Raw genomic sequence first — 20201 nt, 5'->3', positions numbered from 1 at the left:
ATTTGCATTGACAAAATAAAATTTTTATTTATTGACAACTAAAGTAGATTTTGAAACCTTCTTGATAATATAATATCCAATCACAGTAACTACTGTATTTACAATTGCCGTCGGCAAAACAACTGTCAGCATGAGAAGGTAAAATGGTCCCGGCAGTCCTGCTATAATTGATACAACACCTAAAAATACAGAACCTGATATGATCGTTCCAATGATACCTACAATTCCAACGATTATTCCTTCGTTTACTCTATTTCTCAAAAGCTTAAGCATAAAAATTATAATGGTTGATGTAACAAGTTTGTCTATAGGATTAGCAATCTGACCGCCAGGCATCGATCCTGTTAGAGCTGTCAGTATACCTGCTATAATCGCTGTAACGTAATTTATCTTTAAATCATCAACAAGCATTAAAGATATAAAAAGCATAGATAGCATAAAGTCTGGTCTCATATTAAGCATAAATGCAGGAGTAATAAAGTGCAGAACAACGCCAATCGCCATAAGAAGCGCACAAAGTATAAACTCTCTCAATGTCTTTCTTGAATTCACTCCCTTCACCTCCTTTCCACTCAATCAAGTAATCTGTCAAATTGAACTTAAAGATAAATTTGAGTAATAAAAAAACCTTTCACCCCAAATGTAGGGGCGAAAGGCTACGCTTCCACGGTGCCACCCTTCTTAAGACAATATGTCTTATCTCTAAGCACACTAACATGTGCATCACATATAACGGTGCTTACCGGCTCGGCTACTAAACTTCACCTCGCATCTCACAGGCCCATTCACAAAAGCTATAATAATCAGGCTCCCACCATCCCTGACTCGCTTGTATTAATCGCTAATGCTACTATTCCTGATCATCGAAAAATCTTTTATTTTTTTTACTATTATACAGCAGTAAAATAGCTCTGTCAATAGTTTTTTCAATTTTTGGACAATACATGTAATTGAAATTTTATCGCAATAAAAAAATCCCCTCAGTAAATACTGAGGAGATATTGTGCTAATAATACATCTCCTTAAGTTATATTGCTTGTAAAAAAAGGAAAATCATGATTGAAATGACATGTGTTTAAATAATTTCACTATAATATTACTGTTTATTGTTTTTAATACTAACAATAATTTAAACTTACAAATAATGTTTGTTTAATTAGAATTTATTCTCTTATAAATAATTCAAAAATTCTATTTTTATTTTCATCGTATATAATAATTTTTTTATTTATTATTTTTAAAGATGGAGCATTAGTAATGAAATTTTCAAAGTTTGTTTTTTCAATATTACCATAAACAGCTGATACTAATATGTGTACACCTAAATCTAGTTTCCCTATAAGCATGGGTATACTTGTATGTGAATGTATAATATTTGTATTAGGCGAAGGAAATATAATTTTAGGTTCTCTTTCCCCATTTAAATTAATAATTCCACTAGTGCCATACTGTGAGTTAATTAATATTGAATTTCCATCAGTATTAATAATTTCTTTATCATACTCAATACCCAACGCAAAACCACCTTCAGCAGTATTTAAAATTCTATCTGTAGTTATAACATGAATCCTGATATGCCATGGATTTCCACAAACTAACCAAGTTTTAACATCAACATTATTCCATGGTTTCCATCTTGTATAGACGTAATTATCGCATACTTTATATTCTATACAATTTCTTTTTGTTCTATATATATTATCATCACTTTCACACAAGGCTAACGTAGAATCAAATGCTCCTTGACTTATACCCCATTCTCCTCTAGGAATACTAAAACCAAACGCAGTGGAGTATACAAATTTTTCATATTTAGCGGCCGCATTTATATGATCATTAATCATTTTATAACCTGCATTAAAGGCCAATACATTACTATTCTCTTTATTTCTGCAAATTACAAAATGTGGTTTTTCTTGAGGAAAAACTAGATCAAGTAAAGGCAACGGCTTTTCACTTACTGTCCAAAAAGGATGATTATCTTTTAAGCACAAAATTAAAAAAGATAATAATGACCAATATGGAGATCCAGGAGAATTATATTCTTCTGCCATAATTAAGTTAGGATATACATACCCTATTGTCAGTCTTCCGTCTGACTCAAAAATAGGTTGTTTTAGCCACCATCTTAAATTTCTTAAAATCAAGCCTTTGGCTATTCCCAATGAATATACATCAACGCCAGCAAATACTAACGCACTCCAAAAAGCTGATTGTGCAAATCGATAAGTTAAACTTCTTCCATAAGGAATAGCAGACCCATCTTCACTGAACCAATATATAAAATCCTTTGCAAATTCTGCAGCTCTTTTCTTAAATAAGATAGATCTATCCATATCTTCATTTTCCATTAATTTGGCATATATTAAACTAAAATAATGTATACCAAATGATATATAATAATCAGAGTAACCATCTTTGCCATCAGAATACCATCCATCTCCAATATAAAATTCTTCTATTTTATCTAGGTCTTCTTTAATTTTATCAGCATTGTATTCTGCACCCACTTTCATTAATCCAGTATTTATAATTACACGGAAAAGCAACCAATTACATTCATAAACTTTATGCTCATTAACTTGTAATAACCATTTATTGAAATTATGTCTTTCTCTCTCGCTTAAAGGAATCCATATCTTATCTGGTACAAGTGCAAGTGCAAATCCTAAAACTGCCATTTCGACTATCCTCTGATCAAAGTCTTTAATTTGACCCCAAAATTCTTCACATTCTGGATTAGTTCCTCTTTTTATACTTTCAACATAGATATTCCATAAATCTGACTTCCCTCCGCCATATGAATATGGTACTAATCCCCATAATAATCTTAATAGTCCTTCAATATATGCAATATTATCAGCATAACTAGCACTAGTATTCGCTAAATGTAATCCCGTATAATTATTAATATAATATTTGCTTAAAGGATTTAAAATTTGTCTTAATACTTTTTGTAAGTCTTCCTTTGTCTCAAGTTTACTATTATATATAGGCAAATTGAAATTTCTCATTAATTATCCTCTCCTTTTTTCTAATATGGCTTTTTGAACTTTTGTAACTCGTCAATTTTTCCCTGAATAATTTAATATTGCTGTATTAATAATAATCCCTGTTCGCAACAAAAATTTTATTAAAAGTTTTTTATTAACTCAATACTTTTAATACAATTTTCCTATTTATTTTTAATTTAGAATATTTTACCTCGTTATAACTATAATTCTACCTTATTACTTATTTTTGCCAGTATAAGTTTCTAGACATTATATAATTTATTTTTCATTAATCTTAATCTTTATTTTAAAATTAAATTCTTTCAAATTGTTTGTATTGATTTTAAATACTATTCTATATATATTTTTCTCTATTCCATAATGATTTTTATAATTATGTTTTTCTATATCACAAAAAATATTTTTATCGTATAATAAATTTACCAATCCAGAACTACTAGAAATTAATAGTTCGCCATCATTAACACTTTGAGGCTTAATATTTGTTATAAAAATCTCTTCAATTTCATTATTATTTTTGCTAAATTTGAAATTATCAAATATTTCAAGAATTAATTCTTTAAAATTCCAAATAAATTTTCTTTCGTAATCAATCAGCTCTTTACATGAATAAGCATTCTTCAAGTTTAAAGTGAAACAAATTTTGGGATTATCTTCTTTGAATTCTTTCACTTTTGTATAAAACTTTTTGCCATAACACTGTAAGCTGCCATTTATTACTGGAACAGAATGTCCAAACGAAGAAGCTGCTAAAAATTTATACCTAGTTTCATTTCGAAAATACTCTTTCACGTATTCAGGTGCACCTATATCGATAAATATATCTTCACCATCATAATGTAGTATAAAATGTCCTAAATCATTGTGATTATGTGGTTCATCATTATTGCCTCCTTTAGCCGAAAATGAAACAAATTTTCCTTTATCTGTAAGTCTACGATCAACTAGCCATTGTGAATTAGAAAAATAATAGCAACCCGTTTTTACGCATGTGTTATTCATCAAATTTTTAAAATTTGTCCAAAACAGTTTTCTTATCATCGTTGCCCACTTAAATGTATGATCATTATATAAATTTAAACTATTCTTATAATTATAACCATGTATTCCTAAACTACTTTCTAATTTAGAAAATAATCCGCTATCACCGTTCCATTTCCCAATTCCAGAGTCAGAAAAATTAACAAAGCTTCCAGATGGAAATAATAGAATTTGAGGAAGACAAGCTATTTTTATGATTTTATTATTTCCATGTAAAAGATTAATTTTCCCTCCAGTACGTTCTTTTAATAATTCAGCAAAATATACATAAAAGCTAAAGCCATAATACCAGTATGTTAATCCTTCCGTTATTAATCCATCTTTATCAAAAGAATCTATATAGATGTCCATAGTTTTTAAAACTCTTTCGACTATCAATGCCAGTGTTTCAACATCATCTATTAAATATATAGAAGTTGCCCCTACAGAACCTGCACATACAGAAGCCCAATTCATATGTGTAGATTCCCACCAATACTTTTTCGACATATATGGATTAATAACACGCCTAAATATTTCTCTTTTTATTCTATTAACCAGAAATTTATCCATTTTATCGCCTATTATTGATATAATTTCAGAAAAGAAAAAAGCTGTCTCAGAAGCAAATAATGCTACTGCGGTAGCTGGATCATCATCAATTTCATTTTCATTCTCAGTTATATTAAAATGTGCAGGTAATTCCCAACTATATAGATCACACCACTCCCAAAATTTCTCTTCAATGAATGGTAGATATTTTACATCTTTTGTTAAAATATATGCGAGAATGGGAACAAACAATTGCTCTCTTCTTTTAAAATATGCATTTTCAAATTTTAAACGATCACCAGTTTTTTTAAATGACATATACATATTAAAGGTTATTTTTGGCGAATCTTCCTTCAATATTAGATCAGCTTTATTAATTAGCTCATTAAGACCGTAATAATTATCTTTAACGTATTTTATAGTAAATTCATTTCTCACCTCAGGAAATAAAATATAATTTTTAGAGTTCCCATATTCTAAACATTTTTTTATATTGGTCAAATCATACACGATTTAAATCAACTCCATTTTAAATTTTTAAGCACATTAAAAACCAACTTCATCAGCAATTAAAATTATATTAATCCTACCTGGAAATTTTCTGCCATTGTTAATTATACCTATAAAGTTGCACACACTAGCTTGTATCTCACAATTCATACACTTGCCAGTCTTAATACAAGGCGTATTATGACCATTCCTTAGTGCATTCATAGGAGCTATTTTTTTTAATCGTTTATATGCTTCATCTAAATTATCCACAACTTTATTTACTCCAGCTACAATAATGACTTTTTTAGGTCCAAAAATCATACTAGCTACTCTATTTCCTGTAGAATCAATACTTACCAATTCTCCATTTTTAGTAATTGCATTAACGCTACTTACAAAAAAATCTGCTAACATTGATTGCCTATATATTTCAACAATATCACTAAAAGGTAAATTCTGATATCTATCAAAAAAATTATAATTCCCATTTCTAAACTCATCGATTAAACCCATATCGTTTAATGTTTCCGAACCACCCACTGCAACTGTTGATGATTTAGGTATCATATTGATAACTATTTCTTTTGCATTATCTAAATTTTCCGCATAATAAGATTCATATCCTTTTTTATTCAATATATTAACCATTTCCCGAGCCAAAAGTTTATATTGCCACTTCTTGTATTTATTCATAATTATTCACCTACACAATTAATAATCTGATAATTAATTAAATCAATTGCACAACTAACCTTTTATTAAAAATTGATTATAGATATAAATAGTCTCGATCTTTCACATCTAATTCAATTTTTGCCTCACTAGAAACATATAGTGAGCGTGCTTTCAAAATAACTTTCCCAGGCTTTCTTTTAGATTTTATGTATATCGCTCCTCTACCAGCTTCAAGCACTAAAGGATTTTCACCAATCAACAGACCATTTTCATTTATTTCAAATTCTACAGGTATATTAGCATACGGCAGAACAGAATCATTTTTATCAACAACAGATACAACTACACGCGTACAATCACTACCATCGGCATAAATCTCACTATCATCTACTTTTAACAATAATTTATATGGCTTACCATAAGGCTTCAATGTATGCTTTGCAACTTCAACTCCATCTATAATTCCAACTGCGGTAATTTCAGCATTATTGACTCTTATATCCATATAATTTACCCCAACTTCTTTTAAAGAAACTTCAAATGGAGCATGTGGCAAATTCGGAAAATCAATCCTATTTGGTTGTATTAATTTTAAAAATTTCTCATTAATGTATAATTTTATAAAATCACAATTACTAAAAATCAATAATTTATCACCATTTTCCTCTTCAAAAGAAGGTATTAAATAAGAAGCTATAAAAACAAACGCTCCATATAACTTTGGATCAGCCTGACTCCTGTAAAAATGTGCTGCAAACTTTGGAAGTCTAAAAATATCACATACACCGTGATAGCAAATATTATCACCAGAACCGAAAGGTCTCGTTGTATTATAATCAAAAGCACACCATCCAGATGCTCCAGCTATATTTGGAACTCCATATTGCTTATCCTGTATAGTTGCATGTAACCTCGCATGCATAATAAGTCTTTGCAAATTGTCATATGATTTTGTCGGATACATATGACCCATATACTCAGAAATTAAATATTTTTTATGATTAGGTAGCTGTACCCTACCTTCTAAATTATATATAAAATCATTATAAGTAAAAACATCTTCTAACTTTTCGCTATTTCGTAAATATCTAACACCTCCCGTTGGCCTGCTTCTATCCAAATCATGCGCTATTTTATTTGTCTCTTCATAAAATTCATGATCATCTTGAGACTCATTTATTCTCACACCCCACATGAATATACATGGATGGTTTCTATCTCTTAATATCATTTCTCTAATGTTTTCTTTTGTTAGCTGTTTCCAATTTTCATCACCAATGTGTTGCCATCCAGGAATCTCCTCAAAAACTAGTATTCCTATTTCATCGCATCTTTCTAAAAAAGAAACTGCTTGTGGATAGTGTGATGTCCTAACATAATTTAGTCCTAGCTCATATTTTAATATATCTGCATCTTTTCTTTGTACTCTATCCGGCATTGCACCTCCAACATACGGAAATGTCTGGTGTCTATTTAATCCTCTTAATTTTAATGGTTCACCATTAATGTAAAACTTACCATCATCTCCAAAGTAAACAGTTCTTAATCCAGTCTTAAATGTATAATCATCCAAGACAGTATTATCAACAATTAGTTTTACTGCTACATTATAAAGATATGGATGATCTGGATGCCATGTTCGAGGATTTTCTATTTTTATTTTTTGAGTAACTTCTTTACCTGCATTTCTAACATCAATCACCGAAGACATACAAATATTTCTATCTTTATCTATAATTTCCGTTAATACTTTAGAACCACTTACCTTAGTTCCATCTAATGTAGTTAAAATTGAAACTTCTGCCGAATGTTTATCTAACTTATCAACTACAAAATATACATCTTCTATATGAAATTCATTGACAATTTTAATATAAACATTTCTGTATATGCCACCAAAAAGCATATAATCGACAATAAATCCTTCTGGTGGTATCTCAGGATGTTCTTTTGAGTCAACTTGAACTGCAATTAAATTATCACAATCACCATATTTTACATAATCAGTAATATCAAATTCAAAAGGAGTATATCCGCCTTTATGTTCACCAACAAAAATACCATTTATATAAACTTTTGCAATTGTCATTACTCCTTCAAAATGTATATAAATCTTTTTCCCTTTATGCTTGTCATCTATACGAAAATGCTTTCTATACCATGAAACAAATCTATAATCATCTTCGCTAAAATAATGATGTGGTAAAATTTTATTAGCATGTGGCAAACTTATTTTATCAAAATCACTTTCGTCGCACGAAATTTTATCACCATCTGCTATATCTTCTGGAATGTACAACCAATCAATATTGAAATTTCTTATTTTCCTTTCCATCAATCCCATCCCCTATTAATTTTCTTCAAGTATATTAATAAAATGTAATTTTGCATAGACTTCGTATTAATTAAATAGTATTTTATTTCATAGCAAAGATAATTAAAATATTTTAAATTCATCTTATAATAAAATAAATAAATTGCTAAAATTTCTATTATTTATATTGTATCACGGTTGTTTATATAGAACTTTTTTATTTATTTGAATTAACTCTTTGTTATTTATATTCGACATAAATTTAAAAAATCCTTCTATAATTTTTATTCTAATTTTGTTTTTTTTATCATAATTCATATTAAAAAATATTCTAATAATATATAACAAAATATGGAAGTTAACTTACTTCCATTAATAATAAAGATTAACTAATCAAAAGTTAAAATTGGATATCTGATAATTAAAAAATATCTTATTATATAAAAATTATACAAAAAACTTTTTACCAATACATTTCCCAATTCTTTATTAGTCTAATTAAAGCTTCAAAATAAAAATAGTCACCCCATATACAGCATTCATCAATTCCTTTTTTATCTGGCTTTGAATAAACAGCATGCAATAAAAGACCATTTGATTCTGGACATTCTTTTGATGTATAATCATCAATTAAAGACTTTAAAATTCTTAATGCTGAATTTTCATATATATCTTTATAAGGATCACCATAAGGAATGTTTTTTGATAATTCTAATAAACCACAGGCTGCTATAGCTGCAGCTGAACTATCTTTCTCTTCATTTAAAGAAATTTCGTCATTAAATATAAGATCCCAAAAACATACATAATCATTCGGTAATCTATTAAGAAAATAATTTGCTATTGCCTGAGAAATTTTGAGAAATTTGGAATCTCGCGTATAAATATAACTCAAAATAAATCCATAAATTCCCCATGCTTGACCTCGTGCCCAACATGAATCATCTGAATATCCTTGAACTGTTTTACCTCCGATTGGCTCTCCTGTACTTACATTGATAAAATAACTATGATATGTCGAACCATCATCGCGTACATTATATTTAGCTAAATTACTAATATGATTATACGCAGCATTATAATATTTTTTATCATTTGTTACATCAGAAGCCCAATATAATAAAGGCAAATTCATAGAACTATCAATTATAACTCTACCACGCTGAATTGGATCATCAAGTTTACCCCATGCTTGTATTATTCCAACTTCAGAAAAATACCTATCTAACAATAAATTAGCCGCTTCTATAGCAGTTTCTTTTGCTTCAAAATTTTTCGTTAACTTATATGCTGCAACACAAGAAAGAGTATATAAAAAACCAAGATCATGTGTATCAGTATAATATCTATTTTCTATTCTTTGTTTAAAACTTTCCAAATGTGACTTTGCAACATTTTTATATTTTATGTCACCGCTAACTTCATAAGCAAGCCATAACATGCCTGTCCAAAAAGACGATGTCCAATCTACATTATCTGTTACTCCATATCTTTTATTTTTACTCGTTGCTTCAGGGAATTTAATTCCAAACTCTTTAATGTTATCATTAATTTTTTTTAATACAAAATTAATCTGATCATATATTAGTTCCAAATTTATATTTGGTCTTTTCGAGTATCTTTCTATATTATTTATATGCTCCATTTCAGTAACCATAGTTTATCCTTCCTTCCATAATCAAATACTTATTCTAATTCAATGTTTCATAAAAACTCTTCATAAAGTAATACGATAATTTTTTGTACTTTTTGTCTGCAGATAATAACCCTTTTATATTATACATCTTTTGGAAATTATTTGTTCTTCTTGGACATCTGAAATCGTAGAGAATCCATGGACTCATACCGCAAATATAATTTATTTTACTGATTAAAGATATCTGTTGTTTATAAATACTAAGTTGATACTCTTCAGTTCCCATATCGTTTACTGTTCCTCTTTCACCAGCTTTTGCATCAGCACCAAATTCACTTATTATTACAGGTTTTTTAATATTTGAATTTTTAAAAATTTTTTCTAATTTATTTAAATCAGGATCATACCAACCATAATATTCATTTATTCCAATTATGTCAAGATATTGTTCTAGCCTATCATTTATAACCAGATTACAATTATCAATTAAACACGCAGCAGAAATGAGTCTCGTTCTGTCTAATTTTCTAGCTTCTTCTACAAGTAAACTCATAAAATTTAATCTTTCATCAGAATCATTATTTTCATTACCTATAGACCATATAATAACACTTGCTCTATTTCTATCTCTCTTAATTAATTCTGTTAATTGATTTTTAGCATCATTAAATGTCTTGTCGTTACTAAAATCAATAGCCCAATAAACAGGAATCTCTTCCCATAATAGTATACCTAATTCATCAGCCAATCTGGCAGCTTTTTCCGTATGTGGATAATGTGCAAGTCTCATAAAATTGCAATTCATTTCTTTAGCTATTTTAAAATTCTCAATTATCTCTTCATCTGAAATCGCTTTTCCATTTTTTACACTTTCTTCATGACAGCTTACACCTTTTAAATAAATTTTTTCTCCATTTAAATATACATCTGTTCCTGATGTAATAATTTCCCTAAAACCAACTTTATCTTTTATAGAATCATTTTCAAAAAAAACTTCTACATCATATAATTTAGGATTATTTGGAGACCATAATTCAGGTTTTGCTTCAAATGATAAATATCCTTCACAATTAGTAATATTGATTTTTTCATAAATATTGAGTTCATCTATTTTAATGATTGCTTGCCCTTCTGTTTTTTCACCATCCACTTTGATATATACATTTATTTTTTTAAAACCACTTCTAGGCTCTAAAAATATAAAAAATTCTTTAATAAATGTTTTAGGTAATCTTATTAATTCTACATCTCTATATATACCTCCATAATTAAACCAATCAGTATTTTTATTAGGAACATATTCTTCCTTTCTTGTATTATCAGCAACAACAATTAATCTATTTTCTTTATTTAATAATCCAGTCACTTCCACATAAAATGGAGTTGAACCACCATTATGATAACCAAGATAATTTTTATTTAAAAAAATCTTTGCAGTATAATTTACTGCACCAAATTTTATAAAAACTCTGTTTTCACCTTTATTTTCGTAATTAAACCTTCGAGTATAAATAACAGGCCCCTCATAATACAAATAAGCTTTATCTTGAGTATTATAGCATGAAGGGACTTTAATGGTATCCCATTTATCAAATTCATAATCAACTGGAATCTTGTTTCCATTTTGATCATATTTAATTTCTTCATACCACTTTGATCTTAAGCATGTATCATATGGATCAATTTGAAAATTCCATTCACCATTTAAATATTCTTTATCTCTAAATGAATCATAAATCATATTTTTCTCATCTATACATTTTATATTAAATTTTCTCTCATAAGTTTCATCATGAATATTCTCAACATAATTATTTGATCTCATAATATTATCTACCCCTCCTGTAAATGTTAGCTTTATTTTTAATCTTAATTAAACTCTTAATCTATTTCAAACCAGTAGTTGCTATTCCTTCTACAAAATAATTTTGTGTAAAAATAAATGCAATAAGCAATGGTACGATAGAAACTACTGAAGCCGCCATAATCAACGCGTATTGTGCCGTATACTGAGATATGAACATTTGCAACCCAAGTTGTATTGTCTTTAAATTTGTAGAATTTAAGTATATCAATGGCCCTAAAAAATCATTCCATGTGTTTACAAAAGTAAATAATGTTAAAGTAGCTAAAGCCGGTTTTGATAAAGGCAAAACTATTTTAAAATATATCCCATACTCTGACATACCATCAATTCTAGCTGCTTCTGAAAGTTCTTCAGGAATGCTAAGATAAAACTGTCTTAGTAAAAACACTCCAAATGCTGTAAAAGTTTGTAATAATATCAACGACAAATGTGTATCAGCTAATCCAAATTTTTTCATTAATATAAACTGAGGAACCATATACACTTGCCATGGTACTGCTATTGTTGCTATATATGCCAAGAATAAAGTATCCCTTCCTTTAAATCTCATTTTAGAAAATCCATATGCTGCAAAACTACTTGTTAACACCTGTAAAAATGTAATTATTACACTTAACTTAATAGTATTTTTAAAAAACGTTAAGAAAGGTATCTGTTTCCATATTTCAATATAATTTCTCCATATTAATTTATTAGGAATCCATTGTATTGGAACAGAAAAAACCTCATTGTCCAACTTTAATGAAGAAGATAACATCCAGAAAAAAGGAAGCAAAACTATAAATGATAAGAAAACCATCACTATAAACAATATCAATTGTTTAATGATACTTAAATTATTCTTTGAGACAAGTGCATTAACATTAAATTTCATACAATCACATCCTTTTAGATAAATTTATATTTTTAATATAGATTGCATATTTTACATATAATTAACCCATTTTTCCTCACCTTTAAATTGAATTATTGTTATTATTAATACTAATGCAAACAATACCATTGCTATTGCTGACGAGTATCCAAATTTCAAATTTAAAAATGCTTCCTGATAAATATCATATACCAATACGTTAGTAGAACGCCCAGGACCACCTTGAGTCATTATCCAAACTAAATCAAATACTTTAAAACTTGATATCGTGAGCATAATAGTGACAAAAAAAGTTGTGGGAGTAAGCATAGGCCATGTAATATTTTTAAATTTTTGCCACGAAGTTGCACCATCTACTGTTGCTGCTTCATATAATTCTTTTGGTATACCTTGCAAACCTGCAAGAAATAATACCATATAATATCCCATATTGCGCCATACACTTGTTATTATAATAGCAGGCATAGCCCACTTAGTTGAAGATAACCATCCAGGTGGATTACTAATTCCTATCGCTTTTAAAAATTCATTTATAGGGCCCATTGTTGGAAGAAAAAGCATATTCCATACTGCTGCAACAGCAACTAGAGATGTAATATATGGGAAAAAAACCGCCCCTCTAAAAAATTTTTTGAATTTAATTCCTTCGTTTAATAATACTGCAAGTGCCAAAGAACACACCATCGTTAATGGAACAGTAGCTATTGTATAATAAATAGTGTTAAAAAAAGAAATTTTAAATGTCTCATCTTTTAGTAACATAATAAAATTCTTTAATCCAACAAACCTCATTGGACTTGCTGTATCCCATTCCATAAAACTCAGCAATATTGAAACAATTACAGGGATAAATGTAAATATTAAAAAGCCTAAAAAATTAGGTAATATAAAAGTGTATGCAATTAATGTATTTTTTCTTTCTAAAGTAATTCGTCTTTTCTTTTTATCCTTAGTTAAATTTTTGCTCTCGTAACTAGACTTACTTCTCATCAGATTCACTCCATTCTTTCTATTCTATTAGTGAATATATTTATTTTAAATTAAATAGGAAGGCATTCTTATTTATACCTCCCTATTTAATTGTTTAACTTTAATTAATACAACTACTTGCTCTGATTTCTTATTTCTTTAAATCTCTTATTCATCTCAGCAATTCCTTTATCAACAGAATTTTGACCAATCATAATAAGTTCATGTTCTTCTTGTAGCATTTGATCAATTGCTGCTCCATCTTTGTCAGGTGGAAATTCAATTTGAACACTCTCTGTTACTAAAGCATCCTTACCGTCTGATGGGAAACCTTCTGTATTTGTATAAGTATTCATTACATCATCAGTTCTATATGCCGGCATAACTCCATGTCTAGCCAAAATTTTTGCTGCTTCTTCTGAACCCATAAATTTAACAAATTTCCACGCAGCATCTTTATTTTTTGAAGCACTATTTATTGCAACAGGTGTAACATTACCAAAAGTCATACCAGCTTTACCACCTGGGAAATGAGGCGCTTTAACTATACTCCAATTCACATTAGTATTTCCAGCCTTTTTGTCCGTCAATAATGTACCTATGAACCATGTTCCCATAGGAAGCATTGCAGCCTTACCAGTTTCAAATACTCCAGTATAACTTGAATTTGAGGCTTTTGCCACACTTAAAGGCATTATCGACTTATCTATATTCTGCATTGGAAGAAATACATCGTATGCAGGTTTTAAAAATTCATAATTTCCATCAACTAAAGTACCTTTTTTATCAGCTACAGCCCAGTCCATTACAGCAGATTTCCAAGTATGAATATAAGCTCCCCAAATCTGATTATTTCCTGAACCGCTAGTTAGTTTTTTTGCTAATTCTCTAAATTGATCCCAAGTCATGTCATTTGATGGATATGGTACTTTGGCTTTATCAAATATATCTTTATTATAATAAAGTACCCAAAAATCACTTCTATATGGCAAGCCATATATTTTTCCATCAATTCTTAAAGAATTTTCTATTCCATTATAGGGCTTCATATCAATATTGTCATTTTTAATATAATCATCTAACGATATAATTTGATTTTTTGAAACATAATTTGAATACGAAGGCATATCTTTTACAGCAATTACATCCGAAGTATCTCCACCAGCTAGCATAACTGTTAATTTTTGATCATAGTTTGCTGCTGCAATTTCAACTGGTTCCACTGTGATATCTGGATTTTCCTTTTCAAAAGCATCTATTATGTCTTTGTATTCTGGAGCCTTAGAATAATCCCAAACTACAAATTTAATTGTAGTCTTTTTAGATTGACTCGATACATTTTGAGAATTTGAATTATTTGTTGATGTATTTTTGTTTGACTGTGAACAACCAGAAAACATTGATAGAATTAACACAAAAGTTAACATTAAAGAAAATAATTTAAATAATTTGTTCATTTAAATCTCCTCCTTTTTATTTTAGAGTATTCTCGGCAACTTCTGTTGCCTTATATATCTGAATTTTAGGAGACATATTTTAATCTCCTAAAAATCATTCTAAAAAAGCTTTTTATACCATTTTGGTTTTAATTTATCTATAATTTTTACTGACATTAAATTTTCTCTAATAAGCCGTATATGATAGCTGCTGCTTCTGCTCTTGTGGCATTTCCTTTAGGTGCAAATACGTTATTTGGTTCTCCATTTACTATTCCTAATTTCGCTGCATTTGCCACTACATTTCTTGCCCAGTCGCTTATAGATTTGTCATCGCTAAATGATGTCGCACCTAAGTTTTCTTCTTTATACTGTGTCAGCATCTCGTATGCCCTTATGGCTATTGCTGTCATCTCTTCTCTTGTTATGCTGTCATTGGGCCTTGCGTTCTTTCCGTCACCTTCGATTAATCCTGCTTTGTATGCTGCTTCTATTGCGTTTGCATACCAGTCTCCACTCTTTACATCGCTAAATTCTCCACTGTATTGCTCTTCTTTTATGTTTAGAAGCCTCAGTATCATTGCTGTGAATTCTGCTCTCGTTACTGTCTTGTTTGGTTCATACTGAGTGTCTGCCATTCCTTCTACTATGTGCCTTGATGCTAATACTTCTATTACGTCTTTCGCCCAATTGTCTTTTATGTCATTAAATGTCTTGTCGTACTCAAACGCCGCATATTGTGAGAAGTGTGTTGCATTGAATGTTATTGTTCCAGATGCCGCATCTACTTTTCCGCCTACATATTCCCATTGATTTGTTGGGTTGTAGTAGTAAACTGCTACTTTTCTTGGATCGTTAGCTTTTGATATGTTCAGTGTTACCTCCACTGGCTTTACCAATGCTACATTTCCACTGCTACCACTTATTGTTATGTCTACTACATTAGAAAGCGGCACATAATTTGTCACATTAGGCTTTCCATTGTCTTTTATAGATACATTGACACCGTTTTGTATCTGGTCTTGGTTAAGTGCGTCTTTCGTAAGTGCTATCGATGCGTTGTCTGATTTTATGACGATTTCTTTGCCATTAGCAGCACTTGTGTCTAAAATGTCTTTAGAAATCTGTACGACTTTTTGTTGTCCTTGGCCTATTGTGGTTATGTCAAATACGACTTCCTTGTCTTTTGAATTTACTATCAAGTCTTTAGCTTTTCCTGCATCAAGCGTCAATGTAATAATGTTACCATTCTTTATGACTACACCTATTGTATTGCTTGTATTGCTACTACTGCCACTTGTAGTAGTCGAGGCGCCTGTTCTACTATAACTAATTGGTGGTAATCCATATATTTCTAAAGCGTCTACACTTATTGGAGTTTTTGGAACAAATTTTATTATATGATTCTCCGGTACTAATCCGCTTATACCGTATATTAATTTTTTTGTTCCTTGAAAATCTGGAACTTCATTTATACTATCTTTTAGCTGCCCATCAATATATACATCCGCTTCAACAGTTGTTGTACCAGTAATACCAACAATATTTATGCCAGTTCCCGAAAAAGAATACTCCAAATAATTTTCTGTAGGACTTTGAGTATTATCAACTATATCAACCCTATCTGCCGTAATAACTGTTCCTGTAGAATTATTATTTTTTGTTCCTGTAACTCTTACTTTAAGTATATGTGTGCCAGCTTCTAGTACTGGACTCGTATAAACCAAAGCCTGATCTACTCTTTGTGGACTATAAAAATCTACCAATGTCTCAGGACTACCATCGATTGACACACCAGCTATTCCATGAACTTTATCTAAAGCGCCGTACAATCTTATTTGTGTTCCCTGAAATCTTACTTGATAATATGAATCAATAACACTACTCCAATGGTTATCAGATTGATACGCCCCACTCTGAGAACCATAACTCCAAGTTCCAACATATTCAAATTGATTTAAACCATTCCCTAATGTATTATCATTTACAGATGTATTAGGATTAAAAACCGTTAACGTTCTATTCCAATTTGTATAACTATCCACCGTTTTATTCCATTTACCTTGATATAAAATATTACTATCTGAATCATCGATTCTTTTAACATATATTGGTATAGTATCGCTGATAGGTTCGACAACAAGATTATCAAATTTCGCAATATGATATCCACTTCCTAAAAGCACATTTCCACTTATTATTGCACCTATAGTATCATTATAATCTGCCACAATTTTCCCATTAATATAAGCTTTTATGTTATTATATTCAAAAGACAATTTTAAATTGTACCATTTAGAAGGATCAAAATCAGCTAATGTTCCTGATTCTAAAACACTCATTCCTTTCCTTAATTCCCAATCTCCATTTTGCATTAGCTTTATATTATAACACTGCGCTATATCTGTATTACTAGTCGCATCTGAAGTCCTTCCGCCTAATGCAACATATCCTTTTGTAGGATCAGACATTTGTGGATTTTCAAGATTCACATCACAGCTAACAGAATAATTTGACCATTCTAGATCACCTAATATTGTATAAGGATCTGGTGTTGTTCTTGAACCCCAATCAATTGGTTTAATTTGTTCGGTAATAACCTGCTCAAGGCATTTACTGCCATTTTCCCCTCCATTAGATACCTCAAATGCTCCTCCCTCATCAGTGGCATATTTAGGCTCTTTACCTAATTGGTAATTATCAAAGTTATCAGCATACGGAAGTACTAAATTTGTATCTTGTGGAATAGCATATTTAGGTTGTCCTTTTTGTTGTCCAGTTGTAGTCGTAAGTGAGGTAATAGAATATGGATCTACTGTTACAGTGAATGTTACACTTGAATCTGTAACTGTGGGTATTATGTCTTGTTGCTTTTCAAATTGAACATATTCTGTAGTTTTCCACACGTGCACAGTCCCATTAGATAACCCACCTGTAAGATTAAATTGGAAAGTTTCCGGATCACTAGTTACATTATCTATAATGATACTATAATCCCCACTCTTATCAGGTTTTTTAAGAGTTAAATAGTTATATCTGCTATCAGAAGCACAGCCATCATCTAAATAAATCCATCCAGGTTTTATAAACTGAGTAAACTGTGCTGTAATCCAAAATCCTACAGGTATTTCATAGTACCCAGACCATGGTTTATCAGCAATTAAGTTTCCCTTTGTATTGTATGGTACTATATTGTAATATGATTCGAAGAACGGTTGCATCTCAAATTTTACCATTTTACCGTTAACATAGGAAGAAATTATTTGTTTTGCCATATCTTGAAGCGGTCCATTTGGATCCTCTAGTGAATAAGCTCTCATCTGAGGCCTTCCTTCACTATACCAAAGAGGTTTTCCACTATTCTGTGCATCAGTTGTGCTATTAGAAGTATAATGAGCACTTAATACATCAATAGCATTTTTCAAAGCTTGATTATTTTTAATCGTTGATGCAATTCCCCACGGATTACTAACAGAATCATCAGCAACAAGCTTAACATTAGAAAAACCTGCCGAATCTAATCCTGGTCTAAGTACATTAGTCACCCAATTAGAATCAAAACTTCCTTCATTTTGATCAGCACCTAAATAATCAAAGTTTAATCCCCATACATCTTTTGCACCCTGTAAAAACTTCAAATAATACTCAAGTTTTTGCTCATCAGTTTTAATCCAACTTGGTGTACCCCATCTTAAAGCATCGAGATAAATATCAGGATTTATAGCTTTTGCCTTACTAGCTAACCATAAACCAGCTCCTCTTGTTATATCAAAATCGTTTTCCGTTCTCATATGTGAAGGTTCTGTTCCTGACGAACTATTAGCATCAGAACCAATTTCTACTTTTAAATGTTGTAAACTAGCACCATAATTAGGCTTAAATAATAGATTTAGAATGTCCTGTTGCTGCTCGGGTGGATAATCCATCAAAAGTCTCGACGAACCATTAGCTGATACCAATCCAATGCCTTCAAAAGTCCTACCTTCTTTTGAACCATCCACATTGACGATTTTTGGTATTTTTGTTGTATCAGTCATAGGACCTACAGCTACATTATCAAAATCAGCTATACCACTCTCTGTCCAAAGTCCCATTGGACCAGACGCATAAGTTGTATCCTTCACCTCAATAACTTTATTACCGTTTAAATAGCATAATATTTTTGAACCCATCAATTCTATTCTAATTTTATACCATTTATATAATTCTAAAGTGCAAGAATAACTACCTAATAAAATTGGAATGCCATTCGCAACTTTTATTAGTTCTGCTTGTTGAGGATTTATTAAGTTTAGTCTAAATAAATAATAATTATTTTTGTCTTGTTCTCTAACTATAATACCACCTTTTGTGTTAGGGGTAATTACCATAAAATCTGATTGAACAGAATAATCTTCTAAATTTTTTGTATTATTATTAATTACAATTCCTTCAACACTATTATCATTTTGTTGATATACATAATTCATTTCATTATATACTTCTTTAATAACACTCCAATTTCCTGAATCAACAGTCCATGCTGTACTAAAAGTACCTTCAAAATCATCCGAAAAATATCTTAAATCTCGTACTACAAAATTATCAATAGAAATGGGTCCCCATTTAGCCCGAAATCCTATTTTCCCAGAAGACAACGAACTATCTTGAACATCAAAAACTAAAGTACCATCAACATAACATTTTATTGAATTCCCTCTTAATTCCATCTTTAGATTATACCATTTATTAACACTGGTAGGAAAACTTTTTGAAGCCAATATAATTCCAGATGTCGAACCAATATTCTTGCTTAATTCTAATGTGCTTAAATTTGTAGGATCAAGTCTAAACATGTAATAATGAGTATTATCGGTATATCTTGCTAAGATACCTGGATATGCAGTTCCATTTCCGTTCAATTGAACATCAGCTTCAACTGAATAATCTGTCCAAGAAGTATCACCAGCAATTGCAAATACTTCGCTATTACTGCTATTACTAAGATAAACGTTATTTGTCGTCGTATCTTCTTTAACAGTCCAAGTACCTCCTATTAAATTCCAGCCAACAACATTATTGCTACCTGCAACACATTCTTGAAAATCATCTTCTAAAAGCACGTCTGTATTATCAGCAGCTGAACTTATTGTAGTATTGACATTGTTATTGTTTGTCATAGCAAACGCCTCATTAAAGAAAACAAAAGTCATACTAAATATTATTGTCATTATATACGATACTGTCTTTTCTAATTTGCAATTCATCTTATCACTCCTTTCACTCAAAATAATTTGCTAGTATATACTCTGCAACCTTAGATTACAACTAACATTAAAAATTTTATCTCGTACCACCTCCCTTATATATATA

Annotated in this window: 11 protein-coding genes and 1 other annotated feature; all 11 genes read right to left on the bottom strand. The window is 30.2% G+C overall.

Going from position 1 to position 20201, the window contains the following annotated elements; all coding sequences use genetic code 11:
- Positions 1–24: 24 nt before the first annotated feature.
- The 11 genes from J2Z80_RS05110 to J2Z80_RS05060 all read right to left on the bottom strand — a co-directional run bounded on the left by J2Z80_RS05110 (position 25) and on the right by J2Z80_RS05060 (position 20095).
- Positions 25–552, bottom strand: a complete 528-nt coding sequence (locus J2Z80_RS05110; protein WP_209453423.1) for a tryptophan transporter — start codon at positions 550–552, stop codon at positions 25–27.
- Positions 553–641: 89 nt separating this feature from the next.
- Positions 642–873: a binding site (T-box leader), on the bottom strand.
- A gap of 290 nt (positions 874–1163) precedes the next feature.
- On the bottom strand, positions 1164–3014 hold the full coding sequence (locus J2Z80_RS05105; RefSeq protein WP_209453422.1) for a DUF2264 domain-containing protein: 1851 nt from the start codon (positions 3012–3014) through the stop codon (positions 1164–1166).
- 258 nt (positions 3015–3272) lie between these two features.
- Entirely contained in the window at positions 3273–5087 is a 1815-nt protein-coding gene (locus tag J2Z80_RS05100; protein WP_209453421.1) for a heparinase II/III domain-containing protein, read from the bottom strand.
- 45 nt (positions 5088–5132) lie between these two features.
- Positions 5133–5771 carry a lactate utilization protein gene (locus tag J2Z80_RS05095; protein WP_094045896.1) on the bottom strand — a complete coding sequence of 213 codons (639 nt, stop codon included), beginning with the start codon at positions 5769–5771 and terminating at the stop codon, positions 5133–5135.
- A 76-nt stretch (positions 5772–5847) separates the two neighbouring features.
- On the bottom strand, positions 5848–8088 hold the full coding sequence (locus tag J2Z80_RS05090) for a glycoside hydrolase family 2 protein (protein ID WP_209453420.1): 2241 nt from the start codon (positions 8086–8088) through the stop codon (positions 5848–5850).
- A 442-nt stretch (positions 8089–8530) separates the two neighbouring features.
- Positions 8531–9724, bottom strand: coding sequence for a glycoside hydrolase family 88 protein (locus tag J2Z80_RS05085; RefSeq protein WP_209453419.1), 1194 nt, complete (start codon positions 9722–9724; stop codon positions 8531–8533).
- A 34-nt stretch (positions 9725–9758) separates the two neighbouring features.
- Positions 9759–11528, bottom strand: a complete 1770-nt coding sequence (locus tag J2Z80_RS05080; protein ID WP_094045902.1) for a glycoside hydrolase family 2 protein — start codon at positions 11526–11528, stop codon at positions 9759–9761.
- A 61-nt stretch (positions 11529–11589) separates the two neighbouring features.
- A complete protein-coding gene (locus J2Z80_RS05075) occupies positions 11590–12444 on the bottom strand; it encodes a carbohydrate ABC transporter permease (RefSeq protein ID WP_094045904.1) in 855 nt (284 codons plus the stop codon).
- A gap of 51 nt (positions 12445–12495) precedes the next feature.
- Positions 12496–13434 (bottom strand): carbohydrate ABC transporter permease, encoded by a 939-nt coding sequence (locus J2Z80_RS05070; RefSeq protein WP_094045906.1) that lies wholly within the window; start codon positions 13432–13434, stop codon positions 12496–12498.
- A 113-nt stretch (positions 13435–13547) separates the two neighbouring features.
- A complete protein-coding gene (locus J2Z80_RS05065; protein ID WP_209453418.1) occupies positions 13548–14870 on the bottom strand; it encodes an ABC transporter substrate-binding protein in 1323 nt (440 codons plus the stop codon).
- 155 nt (positions 14871–15025) lie between these two features.
- On the bottom strand, positions 15026–20095 hold the full coding sequence (locus tag J2Z80_RS05060; RefSeq protein WP_209453417.1) for an S-layer homology domain-containing protein: 5070 nt from the start codon (positions 20093–20095) through the stop codon (positions 15026–15028).
- Between the last annotated feature and the right edge of the window lie 106 nt (positions 20096–20201).

The sequence above is a fragment of the Thermoanaerobacterium butyriciformans genome (genome assembly GCF_017874545.1).
Classification (GTDB): Bacteria; Bacillota; Thermoanaerobacteria; order Thermoanaerobacterales; family Thermoanaerobacteraceae; genus Thermoanaerobacterium; species Thermoanaerobacterium butyriciformans.
This window is presented reverse-complemented; position numbering and strand designations above follow the sequence as displayed.